General features: G+C 63.6%; 11 protein-coding genes. 4 read left to right on the forward strand and 7 right to left on the reverse strand.

Going from position 1 to position 15,116, the window contains the following annotated elements; all coding sequences use genetic code 11:
• Nucleotides 1–38: 38 nt before the first annotated feature.
• Complete coding sequence (locus QQJ84_RS03200) at nucleotides 39–1,922, forward strand: ABC-F family ATP-binding cassette domain-containing protein (RefSeq protein WP_284256526.1); 1,884 nt, start codon at nucleotides 39–41, stop codon at nucleotides 1,920–1,922.
• Between the two features lie 71 nt (nucleotides 1,923–1,993).
• Here the strand turns inward: QQJ84_RS03200 and QQJ84_RS03205 are convergent, their stop codons facing one another.
• From QQJ84_RS03205 to QQJ84_RS03220, 4 genes are all read right to left on the reverse strand, one after another.
• Nucleotides 1,994–3,217 carry an EAL and HDOD domain-containing protein gene (locus QQJ84_RS03205; RefSeq protein ID WP_284256527.1) on the reverse strand — a complete coding sequence of 408 codons (1,224 nt, stop codon included), beginning with the start codon at nucleotides 3,215–3,217 and terminating at the stop codon, nucleotides 1,994–1,996.
• Between the two features lie 166 nt (nucleotides 3,218–3,383).
• Nucleotides 3,384–4,508: a hypothetical protein gene (locus QQJ84_RS03210; RefSeq protein WP_284256528.1), complete on the reverse strand. Its 1,125-nt coding sequence runs from the start codon at nucleotides 4,506–4,508 to the stop codon at nucleotides 3,384–3,386.
• Between the two features lie 41 nt (nucleotides 4,509–4,549).
• The gene (locus QQJ84_RS03215) at nucleotides 4,550–5,251 is read right to left on the reverse strand and encodes a dienelactone hydrolase family protein (RefSeq protein WP_284256529.1); all 702 of its coding nucleotides are present in this window, start codon (nucleotides 5,249–5,251) and stop codon (nucleotides 4,550–4,552) included.
• A 25-nt stretch (nucleotides 5,252–5,276) separates the two neighbouring features.
• Nucleotides 5,277–6,401, reverse strand: coding sequence for a type III PLP-dependent enzyme (locus QQJ84_RS03220; protein ID WP_284256531.1), 1,125 nt, complete (start codon nucleotides 6,399–6,401; stop codon nucleotides 5,277–5,279).
• A 302-nt stretch (nucleotides 6,402–6,703) separates the two neighbouring features.
• Between QQJ84_RS03220 and QQJ84_RS03225 the strand changes: the two genes are divergently transcribed.
• From QQJ84_RS03225 to QQJ84_RS03235, 3 genes are read left to right on the forward strand one after another with little or no spacing between them, the layout of a single operon-like run.
• Nucleotides 6,704–7,423 (forward strand): response regulator, encoded by a 720-nt coding sequence (locus QQJ84_RS03225; RefSeq protein ID WP_284256532.1) that lies wholly within the window; start codon nucleotides 6,704–6,706, stop codon nucleotides 7,421–7,423.
• Nucleotides 7,420–8,856 carry an ATP-binding protein gene (locus QQJ84_RS03230; RefSeq protein ID WP_284256533.1) on the forward strand — a complete coding sequence of 479 codons (1,437 nt, stop codon included), beginning with the start codon at nucleotides 7,420–7,422 and terminating at the stop codon, nucleotides 8,854–8,856. Before QQJ84_RS03225 ends, QQJ84_RS03230 begins: the two co-directional genes overlap by 4 nt.
• Nucleotides 8,857–8,908: 52 nt before the next feature.
• Complete coding sequence (locus QQJ84_RS03235; protein WP_284256534.1) at nucleotides 8,909–9,487, forward strand: YqaA family protein; 579 nt, start codon at nucleotides 8,909–8,911, stop codon at nucleotides 9,485–9,487.
• A 44-nt stretch (nucleotides 9,488–9,531) separates the two neighbouring features.
• Here the strand turns inward: QQJ84_RS03235 and ppdK are convergent, their stop codons facing one another.
• From ppdK to QQJ84_RS03250, 3 genes are read right to left on the reverse strand one after another with little or no spacing between them, the layout of a single operon-like run.
• The gene (gene ppdK, locus QQJ84_RS03240; protein WP_284256535.1) at nucleotides 9,532–12,204 is read right to left on the reverse strand and encodes a pyruvate, phosphate dikinase; all 2,673 of its coding nucleotides are present in this window, start codon (nucleotides 12,202–12,204) and stop codon (nucleotides 9,532–9,534) included.
• Nucleotides 12,205–12,216: 12 nt separating this feature from the next.
• Nucleotides 12,217–14,232, reverse strand: coding sequence for a glycine--tRNA ligase subunit beta (gene glyS, locus QQJ84_RS03245; RefSeq protein WP_284256536.1), 2,016 nt, complete (start codon nucleotides 14,230–14,232; stop codon nucleotides 12,217–12,219).
• Entirely contained in the window at nucleotides 14,232–15,110 is an 879-nt protein-coding gene (locus tag QQJ84_RS03250; RefSeq protein ID WP_284256537.1) for a glycine--tRNA ligase subunit alpha, read from the reverse strand. Before QQJ84_RS03250 ends, glyS begins: the two co-directional genes overlap by 1 nt.
• Between the last annotated feature and the right edge of the window lie 6 nt (nucleotides 15,111–15,116).

The raw sequence follows: 15,116 nt of genomic DNA on the forward strand, positions 1-15,116 counted from the left end.
GGGTGGGCAACCCAGGGCGCGCACTGTAGAGGGGGCGCATGAGCGTTTTAAGTTTAGAGAACCTTTCCTACAGCATCGCCGGGCGCACCCTGCTGGATCGCGCCACCCTCATGGTCGACCCTGGCCGCCGCATCGGCCTCATCGGCCGCAACGGCGCCGGCAAATCCACCCTGCTGAAGCTGATCGCGGGTGAGTTGCACCCCGACGGCGGTAACATCCGCTTTGGCCAGCGCGTGCGCCTGGGCTATGTCGCCCAGGAAGCCCCCAGCGGCGATGTAACCCCCCTGGAAGTGGTGCTGAAGGCTGACACCGAGCGCACCGCCTTGATGGAAGAGGCAGACCATCACGAGGTCGACCCCCACCGCATCGCCGAAATTCATGACCGTTTGCTGACAATCGAGGCCGACGCCGCCCCGGCCCGCGCCGCCGCCATCCTCTCCGGCCTCGGCTTCTCCACCGAATGGCAGAGCCGCCCCATGAGCAGCTTCTCCGGTGGCTGGCGCATGCGCGTCGCCCTGGCCGCGGTGCTGTTCTCCAACCCTGACCTGTTGCTCCTCGATGAGCCGACCAACCATCTCGACCTGGAAGCCACCCTCTGGCTGGAGCAATATCTCGCCAAATTCCCCGGCGCCGTGCTCCTCGTCAGCCATGACCGCCAGTTGCTGGACCGCGCGGTGGAAGCCATCGCCCATCTCGATGGCGGCAAATTGACGGTAACCCCCGGCGGTTTCGCCGAGTTCGTGCGGATAAAGACCGAAAAAGCCCTGCAACAGGGCCGGGCCGCCGAAAAAGCCGCCGAGCAGCGCGCCCATATGCAGAAATTCGTCGACCGCTTCCGCGCCTCAGCCGCCAAGGCCAAGCAGGCGCAGAGCCGCATCAAGGCGCTGGAGCGCATGCCGCAGATTGAATCGGTGGTGGAAGACCGCGTTACCCGCTTCTCCTTCCCCGAGCCCAACAAGCTGGCGCCGCCGATGCTGAGCCTCGACAATGTGGACATCGGCTACGACGGCAAGGCGGTGCTCAAAGGGGTTTCGCTGCGTATCGACATGGAAGACCGCATCGCCCTGCTCGGCACCAACGGCAACGGCAAATCAACGCTCGCCAAGCTGCTGGCCGGGCGGCTGGAGCCCTTGCACGGCCGCCAGTTCCGCACCGGCAACCTACGCGTCGGCTACTTCGCGCAGCACCAGGAGGAAGACCTGGTGATGACCGAGACCCCCTATGAGCATCTCTCGCGCGCCTTGCCCAAGGCCACGCCGCCGCAGGTGCGCGCCCAGGCTGCCCGCTTCGGGCTCGATGCCGACCGCGTGAACACCAAGGTCGGCGCCATGTCCGGCGGTGAGAAGGCCCGCCTGTTGCTGGCGCTCGCCACCCGCGATGCCCCGCATCTGCTCATCCTCGATGAGCCGACCAACCATCTCGACATCGACGCCCGCGACGCGCTGGTGCGCGCCTTGGCCGATTTCGAGGGCGCGGTGGTGCTGATCTCGCATGATCCCTACCTCGTCGACCTCGTCGCCGACCGGCTGTTGCTGGTGGCAAACGGCAAGGTCACGGCACTGGAGGGCGATCTCGCCTCCTACGCCGCCAGCGTCACCGAAGGCAGCACCAGCAGCGGCGGCGGCTCGCGCGACAATTCACGCAAGAACGAGCGCGCCGAAGGCAAAAAAGAACGCGCCGAGGCCCGCGGCAGAACCGCGCCGCTGCGCCAGGCAGTGAAAGACGCGGAATTGCGCATCGCCAAGTTGACCGCGGAGAAGGGGTTGCTGGAAAAAAAGCTCGCCGACCCTGGCATGTATGCCGCCGGAAAGGCGAAAGACCTCGCCTACATCAACCAGCGCATCGGTGCGATCAAGCGGGAAATGGACGTGGCGGAACAAGCCTGGCTGGAAGCCTCGGCGGCGTTGGAAGCGGCGATTTAGCATGCGCGGCGAAACCGCCCAAGACAAAGAGCCAGAGCATTTTGCGTGAGTCTGTGCGAAGGGAAAAAACTCTAGGAAAAATGGCCGGACCATGCCAGCGCCTCGGCATGCACGCGGTTGAATGCATCCAAATCCGGCAGGCCCAGCCGCGCCATCAGCGATATCGTTGATTCGCCGCCAATGCGTTCACTGGCCTCGATCAGCCGCAACATCACCCCCAACTGGCCTTCACGCCCCAGCAATGCCTGTTGTATCGTGGTCTCCAGATTCAACGTGGCCAGAATTTCTCCAAGCGGCTGCTGAAACAACGCATCCATCAGGCTGAGCATCCCGGTCATGAAGGCCTGGTTGCGGATCGCGCCGCAGCCGATCAAATCCGCCAGCCCCTCCATCATCCGGCCGCGAATAACCGCCGTCTGCAACAACGGGTTCGCGGCAACACCGATATCGTTCTGTTGTGAAAACATCATGATCTGCACCAGCCGGTTCAGCTGGATACGGCCCAGCCTGGCAATCGCCCCACGCACGCTGGAAATTTTGCGCGACAGGTTAAATGCGGCCGAGTTGGCTATTTTGAGCAGATGCACCGTCAGATCGGGCGCCTGTTTCAAGGCCTCCTCAATCTCCTCGATCTCGGCATCTCTTGCGATCAGGCCAAGTAGATTCAACAATCCCAGCGCCGATGGCTGCACCGTCCGGCCTGTCAGCATCACCGGGCGGGCGAAGAAAAACCCCTGGAATAAATCGAAATCCAGGCCATGGCAGAATGCATGTTGCGCCATGGTGTCAATTTTTTCCGCCAGCAGCGTAACTTCAAAGGGTTTGAGCTCAACTACCATAGCGGCAATCTGCTCCGGCGGCATTCCCAATACATCCAGCTTCACCACATCAATCAGCGGCATCAAATTCCGGTGCGCCGGGGTCAGCTCGGTAATATCGTCCAAAGCCAAGGTATAGCCAAGGTTTTTCAACTCCCCGCAGCGCGCGGCCACACGCGGGGTGAGTGGAACGGTTTCCAAAATTTCCAGCACCACCTTGTCTTGCGGCAGCAGCTCGATACTCTCGCTCATCAGCAATTCTTCGGACAAATTAATAAAGCCGCGTTTGCCGCCAAGTGCCGCATCCATGCCAAGCCCGGAGAACAGATATTGAATGACCGCCGCGCTGGCCATCACATCATCCGCTATCACCGCGGCATTGGTCTCATTCGAGCGGAACAGAAATTCATAGGCCACCAGTTCATTGTCTCGTCCGACGATCGGCTGCCGCCCCAGAAAAAATTGGTTCCCGACCATATCAAACTTTCTTTTTAAACAGAGAAACGCTTACAAATTTTTATCCATTTTTCACGGCTCGCTACTTCACGGCCGAACCGTCACCGCGCGTGAACTGAGATCACCCCCCTCTCTAGGCTGTAATTCCTAACCATATATTACCCTAACCCCGGCATAACCGCCGCGCTCACCCCAGCGGGTTAATCCCCATCGCCGCCAGCCCCGCCCAGGCGGTGGTGCTCAACGCGGGGCGGCGGAAATAATTGAACGCCTGTTCCGGCACGCCCTTTTGCAGGCTCGGGCCAGTGGTCAGCCCGGTGGCAAGCTCAGGCGCGACGGTGGCGTAAACATACCCCTGCGGTGAAAGATTTTGCGCCAGCGCCGCAAAAAAAATGGCTGCCAGCGGGTCGCGCATCTGCCGCAATGCCAGCGCGGCAAAGGCCGTGCCTTCCAGCCAGATGCTGGCACTGGCATCGGAAAACCCGATCCCCGCGCCGCGCCGCAATGCCTTGATCGCCGTCAGCGCCGACTCCGCCGTGCCCAGCCCTGCCAGATATGGCCAGATACCCGCATCCGCCGCCCCCAGATGATTGACCGCGCCATCCGGCGCCGTCCCGGCATCAAAACGGCCTGAGCCCGCATCCCACATCGCGGTCACGAATTTTTTTGCCTGCGCGGCATCCTCGGCGCGGCCAAGCCTGCTGAAGGCGGCATACAAATCAGTATTCTGCTCGGTGCTCTGCCAGGTCAGTTTCAGCGGTTTTGGCTCAAAACCATAAAATCCGCCGTAATAGCCCGCATCAGCGCGCAGCTGGTCATCAAGAAAATCACCCGCCGCATCGGCCGGCGCGCGCATCCCCAACGCCGCCCACAGCAACATCGCCCAGGCCATCGGCCCGCTCTCGCTGCCGATCTGATACGGGTCTTCCGCCCAGCGCCCGGCCTGTGCGTCCCACCAGCCGGGCAGCTTCGCGGGTGCCGCCACCGCCCCAGCCATGTAGGCATTGCGCAAACGGCCGTCATTATAAAATGGGTCATGCCCCTGGGCAATTTCCAGCGCCGCGCCGATCCGCCGCGCGCCGTCCTTATCGCCGGCGGCGAGCAGCAACAGCCCGGCCAGGGCGTTGTCATACACATAGGCCGCCGCAGCCTGCGTCAGATCAAAATCCGCCGCCCCGGTCTCGACCAGATAGCTATTGAGCAGCACCGGCCCATCAGGCAGCGCCGCCATCTGGCCACGGATCGCGCGCACGCAACCGGCGGCGAAATCATCCGCGGCAGCATCGCCAAAAGCAATGGCCGGCGTGAGCATCCCCACGCCGGCCATTAAGCAAAGATCGCGGCGGCGCAAAGCTACCCCAGCAGCTCGGCCAGAAGCTCCGCCGTGCGGCCGTTGGCGATCACCGCGGCGCGCGTATCAAAATGCACGCCGCCAACCCGCGCGAAGGCATGTTGCACACCGGGGTAGATGAACGCATCAATCCACTCGCTCTCCTCGGCGCCATCCAGAATGGTCTCCACCGCTTCCTGGGACACATATTCATCCCTCTCGGCGATATGCAGCATCAGCGGCGCCTCGATCTTATCAAACTCGGGCACCAGATTATCGATGCCCACGCCGTAGTAGGAGACGTTCACATCCGCGTCGGAGCGGGTGGCCATCATCACCGCCAAACGTCCGCCAAGGCAGAAGCCCAGCGTCCCGGCGATCCCGTTGGCGCCCGGCAGCTGGCGCGCGGCCGCCAGCGTCACCTTCAAATCCTCAACGCCCTTGTCCTGGTCGAAGCCGTTCATCAGGGCAAACGCCTTCTGCCATTCGGCATCGCTCTTGTCGGATATGTTGACCCCAGCCTCCTGGCGCCAGAACAAATCTGGCGCGATGGCGATAAAGCCCATATCCGCCAGGGTCTGGCAGGTCGCGCGCAGCGAATCGTTGACGCCGAAAATTTCCTGAATCACCACCACCGCGCCGCAGGTGTCCTGCGTTTGCGGCGCGTAGACAAACGCCGAAAACTCACCCGAACCATCCGCCGCCTTCAACTTGATCTCTCGCATCGCCGTCTCCCTGAATAATGAAGACCTAGATGTAATGCTCCGCCAGCGGTGCAAAACCATTAAAGCTCTGGCTGGCGTAACTCGTCACATAGGCCCCGGTATCATGGATCAGTACACGCTCCCCCGCGCTCAGGTCCAGCGGCAGGCGATAGGGGGTTTTCTCGTACATCACGTCCACGCCATCGCAGCTCGGCCCGGCCAGAACCACCGGCCCGCTGGCGCCCCTGCCCGCGGTAATGCGGTAGCGGATCGCCTCGCCCTCGGTCTCCGCCAGCCCGCCGAAACGGCCGATATCCAGATACACCCAGCGCCGCTCATCCTCTTCCATGCGCTGGCACACCAGCACCACCTCTGAGACCACAACCCCGGCATTGCCGACAATGGCGCGCCCCGGCTCGATCAGCATATCGGGCAGGTCGTTGCCAAAATGCTCGGTCATGGCGTTCATGATGGCATGACCAAACACGCCCGTCTCGGGCACATCATCCTGGTAGCGCACCGGGAATCCCCCGCCCAGGTTGAGCATCTTCAGCTCCAGCCCGTGGTTCTTGAGGTCGGTGAACAGCAGCGCCACCTCGGCGATCGCCATCTCATACGCGGGCGTGCCGGTCTGCTGGCTACCGACATGAAACGACAGCCCATGCGGCTGCAATCCCAGCCGCGGCGCTGTCAGCATCAGCTCCTTCGCGCGCGCGATGCTGGTGCCGAATTTCTTCGAGAGCGGCCAATCAGCGCCCACATTGTTCACGGCGATCCGGCAATAAACCTTCGCGCCCGGCGCATGGCGGGCAATTTTTTCCAGCTCTTCGATGGAATCGAACGCAAACAGCGGCACCCCATGGGCATGCGCGGCGGCAATGGCGGCCGGTTTTTTCACGGTATTGCCATAACTGATCGCCTCCGCCCGCGCGCCCGCGGCCAGACATGCCTCGATCTCCGGCAGGCTGGCGGCATCAAAGCACGCGCCCTTCTCCACGAGCAGGCGCAAAATCTCCACCGCCGGATTGGCCTTCACGGCATAATAAATCTTTGCCGCCGGCAAGGCGGCGCGCAACGCGGCGTAGTTCCGCGCCACGGTGTCCAGATCCAGCACCAGGCACGGCGTGGCCAGGGCGGAAGAGTCGAGAAATGATGCGATTTTGGGATTCACCGCAGTCACCTTTCATATGAAGGCCCGCCTGATAAAGGCGGCGGGCGCGGTTGCGAAACGGTCCAACGAACCAGCCACTTCCGGGTTTCCCCGGCAGTGCTGCCAGAACGCTTGACGTCGTTGCGTAACCGATTCACTCTAAGGAGACCGGCAGAGGCACGTGCGTTGCTGCGTGACGCGCAAATAGGGCCAATTGCGCCCCGGCGCAAGTATTTTTTTACCCCCGGCGCGCGCCTGGGAAGATTGTCACCAATTGCAACATCCCCTGCACAACCCTGCGGAAACGCCCTATTGTAACAGCCATGGAAACGCTTCCCCACATCCTGGTCGTGGATGACGACCGTGAGATCCGCGACCTGATCGCCCGCTTTCTGGAACGCCAGCGCCTGCGCGTGACCACCGCGCGCGACGGCAAGGAGGCCCGCCGCGCCTTCGCCAACGGGCATTTCCAGCTCGTGGTGCTGGACCTGATGCTCCCCGGCGAGAGCGGGCTCGACCTCGCCCGCTGGATGCGCGCCGAAGGCAAGGTGCCCATCATCATGCTCACCGCCATGGCCGAGGAGACCGACCGAATCGTCGGCCTGGAACTCGGCGCCGACGATTACGTCACCAAGCCCTTCAACCCGCGCGAGCTGCTCGCGCGCATCCGCGCCGTGCTCCGCCGCACCGGCGATTCGGAGGACCGCACGCCTGAAAGTGCCGCCCAGAGCTACCATTTTTCCGGCTGGACGCTGGAGACCGCGCGCCGCCGCCTCTCCGACCCCTCCGGCGTCGAGGTGGCGATCACCGGCGGCGAATATGATCTGCTGGTTGCCCTGCTCGACCGCCCCAACCGCGTGTTGACGCGCGATATGCTGCTCGACCTCCTGCGCGGCCGCCAGGCGGGCCCGTTTGACCGCGCGATCGACGTCGCCGTCTCGCGCCTGCGCCGCAAGCTGGAGGATGACGGCCGCCACGCCCAGATCATCAAGACCGTGCGCGGCGGCGGCTATGTGCTCTCCACCCCCGTGGAGCGGCGTTGAAGCTTTTCATCTGGCCAAAAAGCCTGGCCAGCCGCACGATCCTGATCCTGCTCGCAGGCTTCGCCTGCATCCAGCTGCTCGGCCTGCTCATCCATACCCTCAACCAGATCAAGCTGGAACGCATCCAGCAGGAGCAGGTCTTCGCCACCCGCGCGGTCATCATCTACCGCCACATCGCGATGGCGCCGCCGGCCGAGCGCCCCGCCCTCGTGGCCAAGGAGGCGCTGCCCAAAGGCGACACGCTGAGCATCAGCGCCAGCCCGCCGGTGCTGGTGAACAGCTACGACCTGCCGCTCGCGGCCCGCGACATCATCCGCGCCAGTATCTTCGCCTATGGCATCCCCATGCGGCTGCACCCGCGCGGGCTGCTGCTGCAGGGCACCGGCATTCCCATGCGCATCATCATCAGCTTTGGCATGTCCGGCCCCGGCGAAAGCAACATCCCGCCCCCGCCGCCGCCTGATGAAGCGCCACCCGGCAGCCTGCCGCCCCCGCCATTTTTCTCCCGGCCATCGCCCAATGCGTGGCTCACCATCACCTCTTCCCTCACCCCGCCAAAACCCTGGCGCTCACCCGGCTTCGCCTCCGCCTTCATCGTCATGACCCTGCTCGGCGCGGCGATGATCTTCTGGGCGGTGCGCAAGCTGCTGATCCCCGTGCGCACCCTCGCCCAGGCCGCCGAACGGCTGGGACGCGACGTGGTGAACGCCCCCGCTTTGCCTGAGCGCGGCCCATCGGAGATCGTCACCGCCGCCATTGCCTTCAACACCATGGCCGCGCGCATCCGCCGCTTCGTCGAGGACCGCACCTTTCTCCTCACCGCCATCGGCCACGACCTGCGCACGCCCATCACCCGGCTGAAGCTGCGCGCGGAATATATGGAGGATGAGGAGCAACGGCAGAAAATGCTGGCCGACCTGGACGAGATGGAGGCCATGGTCGCCGCGGCCCTGGCCTTCGGCCGCGACATCACCACCAGCGAACCGCTCACCCGCATCGACCTTGCCACCCTGCTGCGCACCATCCTCGACGAAGCCGCCGACGGCAACCCGCCGCTTGCCGGAGCACTGACCTTCACCGGACCGTCACACCTCACCATCAACGCCCGCCCCCTGGGGCTGAAACGCGCCTTCACCAACCTTATCGGCAATGCCCTTAAATATGGCGGCGCGGCACGCATCACCCTGCGCCAAACGCCGAGGGACCGCGCCCAGATCGACATCGAAGACAACGGCCCAGGCATTGCTCCGGCGGATATGGAAACCGCGTTCGAACCCTTCCGCCGGCTGGAGACCAGCCGCAACCGCGAGACCGGCGGCTCGGGCCTCGGCCTGTCCATCGCGCGCAATATCTTCCACGCCCATGGCGGGGATATCGTGCTCCACAACCTGCCCAGCGGCGGCCTGCGCGTGCGGGTGACACTGCCGGTATAACCAACCAAGTTGTCATTTGCCCGCCTGCGCGCCTTGTGGCAGAGCGGGCACCATGCTCCGTAAAACCTATGACCATGTGATCGCCCTGGCCGAACGCCCCGCCGCCCCCTTCTGGCTGTTCGCCATCGCCTTCGCCGAGGCCAGCTTCTTTCCCATCCCGCCCGACACGCTGCTGATCCCCCTCGCCCTGGCGCAGCCGCGCAAGGCCTTCTGGTTCGCGCTCATCGCCACGCTGGGCAGCGTCCTCGGCGGCGCGCTGGGCTACACCATCGGCTTCTTCCTGCTCGCCAAGCTGGCGCAGCCGATCATCCATTTCTACCATTACGAGGCGGCGTTTACCGCCTTCCAGCAGAAATTCGCGCAATACGGGCTATGGGTGATCCTCATCAAAGGCCTCACCCCGATCCCTTATAAAATCGTCACCATCGCCGCCGGGGCCGCCGCGTTCAACTTCCCGCTGTTCATGTTCGCCAGCCTGGTCACCCGCGGCGCGCGCTTCTTCCTTGAGGCCGTGCTGCTCCGCAAATTCGGCGAACCCGCGCAGGCGTTCATTGAAAAACGTCTCGGCTTCGTCACCGGCCTGGTCGCGCTCGGCATCGTCGGCGGGTTTTTAATCCTTAAATTCGCATAAACCCGCCGCTCATCCAGGGGGCTGCCCCTGGATGGCTTGCGCGTTTACTTATCGCGGAAATGCGTTTCCGTGCGTTCAATCGCCGCCTGCGCCGCCGCCAGGCGGGCCACCGGCACGCGGTAGGGCGAGCAGGAGACATAATCCAGCCCAACCGACTCACAGAACGCGATGGAAGCCGGGTCGCCGCCATGCTCGCCGCAGATGCCAAGCTTGATGCCGGGCTTGGTCTTGCGGCCCTTCTCGGCGGCAATGCGCACCAGCGCGCCGACGCCATCAACGTCGATGGAGACGAACGGATCCTTCGGCAGAATGCCCTGCTCCACATAATGCGGCAGGAACTTGCCCGCGTCATCGCGCGAGAGGCCGAACACCGTCTGCGTCAGATCGTTGGTGCCAAAGGAGAAGAAATCCGCCGCCTCGGCGATGGCATCGGCGGTCAGGGCGGCGCGCGGCAGCTCGATCATGGTGCCGATCGAGTATTCAACGCTCTTGCCGGTCTCGGCGAACACCTCTTTCGCGACCTTCTCGATCTGCGCGCGGGTGATGTCCAGCTCACGCTTCACGCCCACCAGCGGGATCATGATCTCGGGCACCGGCGCCTTGGCGGTCTTGGCAACCTCGATCGCCGCCTCAAAAATCGCGCGGGCCTGCATCTCATAAATCTCCGGGTAGGACACCCCAAGCCGGCAGCCGCGATGGCCCAGCATCGGGTTGGTCTCGGAGAGTTCTTCCGCCCGCGCCTTGATCTCCGCGGCGTCCATGCCGAGCGCCTGCGCCACTTCGGCGAGTTCCGCCTCGCCATGCGGCAAAAATTCGTGCAGCGGCGGGTCAAGCAGGCGGATGGTGACCGGCAGGCCTTCCATGATCTTGAACAACGCCACGAAATCGTTGCGCTGGAAGGGCAGCAGCTTGGCCAGCGCGGTGCGGCGCCCGGCTTCGTCCTTGGCCATGATCATCTGGCGCACGGCGGAAATGCGCGCGGGGTCGAAGAACATATGCTCGGTACGGCACAGGCCGATACCCTCGGCGCCGAACTTGCGCGCGGTGTCGGCATCCAGCGGGGTTTCCGCATTGGTGCGCACCTTCAGGCGGCGCACCTCGTCCGCCCAGCCCATCAGCGTGCCGAACTCGCCGGAGAGCTGCGGCTCGATCATTTTCACCGTACCGGCGAAAACCTCGCCGGTGGCGCCATCAATGGTCAGGATATCGCCCGCGCGGATGACAACGCCAGCGGCGGAGAGCGTCTGCGCGCCGTAATCAACCGAAATACTGCCAGCCCCGGCGACGCAGGGCCGCCCCATGCCGCGCGCCACCACCGCCGCGTGGCTGGTCATGCCGCCGCGCGTGGTCAAAATGCCGCGCGCCGCGTGCATGCCGTGAATATCTTCCGGGCTGGTCTCGATGCGCACCAAAATCACCGACTCGCCCTTCTGCGCGCGCATTTCCGCCTCGTCGGCCGAAAACACCACCGCGCCGCAGGCCGCCCCCGGCGAGGCCGGCAGGCCCCTGGCGAAGAGTTTCGGCGTCGCCTTGGGGTCCAGCGTCGGGTGCAGCAGCTGGTCCAGCGAGGCCGGGTTGACGCGCATGATCGCCGTGTTCTTGTCGATCAACCCGCTTTCCGCCATCTCCACCGCAATGCGCAGCGAGGCGGCGGCGGAGCGTTTACCCGAGCGGGTTTGCAGCATGTACAATTTGTTCTGCTGCACGGTGAACTCGATGTCCTGCATGTCCTTGTAGTGCTTCTCCAGCACATCGCGGACCTTGTTCAGCTCGGCATAGGCTTCCGGCAGGGCCACTTCCATGCTCACCTCGCCCGGCTTGGCATAGGCCTGGGAGAGCGGGCGCGGCGTGCGGATGCCGGCCACCACATCCTCGCCCTGCGCGTTCACCAGATATTCGCCGTAGAACTCGTTCAGCCCGGTTGAGGGGTCACGCGTGAAGCACACGCCGGTGGCGCAATCCTCGCCCATGTTGCCGAACACCATCGCCTGCACGTTCACAGCGGTGCCCCAGCTCGCCGGAATGTCGTGCAAACGGCGGTAGACATTGGCGCGCGGGTTCATCCACGAGCCGAACACGGCGCCGATGGCGCCCCAGAGCTGGTCCTGCGGGTCCTGCGGGAAGGGCCGGCCGATCTCCTCGGCGACCATCGCCTTGTAGCCTTCCACCACCTGCTGCCAGTGCTCGGGCGTCAGCGCGGTATCCTCGATCACATCGGCGTCCAACTTGGCCTGCTCGATGATTTCCTCGAAGCGGTGATGGTCGACGTTGAGCACGACCGAGCCATACATCTGGATGAAGCGGCGGTAGGAATCCCAGGCGAAACGCGGGTCGCCGGAGCCCTCAGCCAGGCCCTGCACGGTCACATCGTTGAGACCGAGGTTGAGCACGGTATCCATCATCCCCGGCATGGAAACACGCGCGCCTGAGCGCACGGAAACCAGCAACGGCTTCTCCTTGTCGCCAAACTTCCGGCCCACGGCGGCCTCAATCCGCGCCAGCGCGGTTTCCACCTGGCCCTGCAGATCGGCGGGGTAGGTCTCGTTATTGTCGTAATAGGCGGTGCACACCTCGGTGGTGATGGTGAAGCCGGGGGGCACGGGCAGATCAATGCTCGCCATTTCGGCCAAATTGGCACCCTTGCCGCCAAGCAGGTTGCGCAGGGTGGCATTGCCGTCGTTAACGCCGGCGCCAAAGTTATAAACCCATTTGGTCATAATTTTACTCCCTCAACCTTCAATTCTAGAAAAATCAGCAATGATGTTAACCGTATCCCGGAAGCGGGCGAGCAACCGCAAACGATTCCGGCGTAATTCCGGCTCCGGGTCGTTCACCGTCACCTTGTCGAAAAACGCGTCGATCGTGGTCCTCAGGCTGGCCAGCCCCGCCACCGCAAGCCCGAAATTCTCCTGCCGGAACGCGCTCAGCGTCTCCGCCTCGATATAAGGCAGGGCATCGCACAGTTGTTGCTCCTCCGGCAGCGGCAAAACCCCCAGCACCAGTTCAGCGGTGTGCGGGCCGTCCTTGGCATCCTCGATCTTGAGGATATTGGCGGCGCGTTTATAGGCGGCGTGCAGGTTTTTGCCGTCCTCGGTGCCGAGCAACCCGCCCAGCGCCTCGACGCGCTTCATCAGGCGGACGAGATCATCATCAACGCCGGCCGCCAACACGGCGTCGAGAACATCAAAACGCTTGCCCTCGCCGCGCAGTTTTACGCGCAGGCGTTCGATGATGAAGTCAAACAGGCTCTCATCGCCGCCCAACAGCGGTTTGAGCGGAAGGCGCAGGCCGTTTTCCAGAATGATGCGGATGACACCGAGCGCACAGCGTCGCAGCGCATAGGGGTCGCCCGAGCCAGTGGGTTTTTCACCGATGCGGAAGAAATTTGTCAGTGTATCGAGTTTGTCAGCCAAGGCGACGGCAATGGCGACGGTGCCGGTGGGCACTGCGTCCGACGGCCCTTTCGGCTGGTAGTGGGTTTTTATCGCCGGGCCGACGATTTTGCCATTCCAGCCGCGATAGCTGCGCTCCGCATAGTAGCCGCCCATGATGCCTTGCAGCTCGGGGAACTCGCCGACCATGCCGGTGACGAGATCCGCCTTGCATAACACCCCAGCCCAACGCGCTTGCTCACTCTCAGTGCCATCAGCATTGAGCGCATCGGCAATTTTCGCCGCCAGCGCGCCAATCCGCTCCGCGCGCTGCCGCTGCGTGCCGATTTTGGCGTGAAAAGTGATCTTCTCCAGCTTGGGCAGCAGCTCATTCAGCGGCGTCTTCAGGTCCAGATCCCAGAAATGCCGCGCATCGGCCAGCCGCGCCCGCAGCACCCGCTCATTGCCTGAAACAATCGCCACACCGCCATCCGTTGCCTCCAGATTCGCAACAAAGGCGAAATACGGCGCCGGGTTGCCCGCCGCATCGCGCAGGGCGAAATATTTCTGGTTCACCTTCATCGAGAGTTCCCGCACTTCCGGCGGCAGGTCCATGAATTCGGCGCCGATTTTCCCGATCAGCGGCACTGGCCATTCCACCAGCCCGTTGACCTCATCGAGCAGGTTTTCGTCCGGCGCCACTGTGAGGCCAAGCTCGGCCGCCTTGGCGGCCAGGCCGTCGGCGATGGCTTTGCGGCGCTCGTCCTGGTCAACGATGACCTTGTGTTCACGCAGCTTTTCTTCCCAGACTTCAAAGGAAGACACGGCGATGGGGCCGGGGCCGTGGATGCGGTGGCCTTCGGTCTCGTTGCTCGCGGTCACGGGGCCGAGGGTGATGGGGATCACCTCGCCATCAAGCAGGCAGACAATCCGGCGCAGCGGGCGCACCCAGGTGAAGACTCCCCCCTGGCCCCAGCGCATGGATTTGGGCCAGGAGAATTTGGCCAGCTCTCCGGGCAAAGCCTCCCGCAGCAGCTGCGCGGCGCTCACGGCGGGCATCATGCGCCGAAGCACAAAATAACCCCCCTCGGCCACCACATCTTCACGCTTCGCGCCGTGTTTGCCAAGAAACCCCTGAAGGGCTGCTTCCGGTGCGCTGTCGCGCGGGCCACGGGCTTCCACCACCCCGCCAGGCTTTTCGCTGGCAATGGAGGCGGCAAGTACAATCCGGCGGGGACCATAAAAGCCGCGAATATGGCTGGGTGCGAGTTCTCCGAAAATATTCACGCAAATATTGCGCAACTCCTGCGCGGCGGCTTTTTGCATCCGCGCCGGGATCTCCTCGGAGAAAAGTTCCAGAAAAAACTCAGCCATCACGCGGTCTCCCCGGCAACCCAGGTCTCGGCGCAGGCCTTCGCCAGCGCCCTTACCCGCCCGATATACGAGGCGCGTTCCGCCACCGAGATCACCCCGCGCGCATCCAGCAGATTGAACAGATGGCTGGCCTTGATGCACTGGTCATACGCCGGCAAGGCCAGCTTGTGACCCACCAGCGCCGCGCATTCCGCCTCGGCATCGGCAAAATGGCGGATCAGCATGTCGGTGTTGGCGAACTCAAAATTATGCGCGGAAAACTCCTTCTCCGCCCGCAGGAACACATCGCCATAGCTCACGCCCGCACCGTTGAAGTCGAGGTCATAAACATTCTCGACCCCCTGCACATACATCGCCAGGCGCTCCAGCCCGTAGGTCATCTCAAAACTCGGCAAATCCACCGCGATGCCGCCAACCTGCTGGAAATAGGTGAACTGCCCGACCTCCATGCCGTCGCACCACACCTCCCAGCCCAGGCCCCAGGCGCCCAGCGTCGGGCTTTCCCAGTCGTCCTCCACAAAGCGGATATCATGCTTGGCGCGGTCGATGCCGATGGCATCGTAGCTCGCCAGCAGCAGCTCCTGCGCGTCAGCGGGACTCGGCTTCACGATCACCTGATACTGGTAATAATGCTGCAAGCGGTTCGGATTCTCGCCATACCGCCCGTCGGAGGGCCGCCGCGAGGGCTGCACATAGGCCGCCCGCCAGGGTTTTGGCCCCAAAGCGCGCAATGTGGTGGCGGGGTGGAAGGTTCCCGCCCCCATCTCCACGTCATAGGGTTGCAGAATCACGCAGCCCTGCCTGGCCCAGAAGCCATGCAGGGTGAGGATGATATCCTGAAAACTTTTTGCGGCCGTCGGGCTGGTGGGGCGTGTCATGTACCA

The sequence above is a fragment of the Acidocella aquatica genome, assembly GCF_030160635.1.
GTDB classification, from domain to species: Bacteria; Pseudomonadota; Alphaproteobacteria; order Acetobacterales; family Acetobacteraceae; genus Acidocella; species Acidocella aquatica.

Coding starts and splice junctions, on each gene's coding strand:
- QQJ84_RS03225 (WP_284256532.1), top strand. CDS start 6,704: ATGGAAACGCTTCCCCACATCCTGGTCGTGGATGACGACCGTGAGATC.
- ppdK (WP_284256535.1), bottom strand. CDS start 12,204: ATGACCAAATGGGTTTATAACTTTGGCGCCGGCGTTAACGACGGCAAT.
- QQJ84_RS03200 (WP_284256526.1), top strand. CDS start 39: ATGAGCGTTTTAAGTTTAGAGAACCTTTCCTACAGCATCGCCGGGCGC.
- QQJ84_RS03210 (WP_284256528.1), bottom strand. CDS start 4,508: ATGCTCACGCCGGCCATTGCTTTTGGCGATGCTGCCGCGGATGATTTC.
- QQJ84_RS03215 (WP_284256529.1), bottom strand. CDS start 5,251: ATGCGAGAGATCAAGTTGAAGGCGGCGGATGGTTCGGGTGAGTTTTCG.
- QQJ84_RS03250 (WP_284256537.1), bottom strand. CDS start 15,110: ATGACACGCCCCACCAGCCCGACGGCCGCAAAAAGTTTTCAGGATATC.
- QQJ84_RS03235 (WP_284256534.1), top strand. CDS start 8,909: ATGCTCCGTAAAACCTATGACCATGTGATCGCCCTGGCCGAACGCCCC.
- QQJ84_RS03205 (WP_284256527.1), bottom strand. CDS start 3,217: ATGGTCGGGAACCAATTTTTTCTGGGGCGGCAGCCGATCGTCGGACGA.
- glyS (WP_284256536.1), bottom strand. CDS start 14,232: ATGGCTGAGTTTTTTCTGGAACTTTTCTCCGAGGAGATCCCGGCGCGG.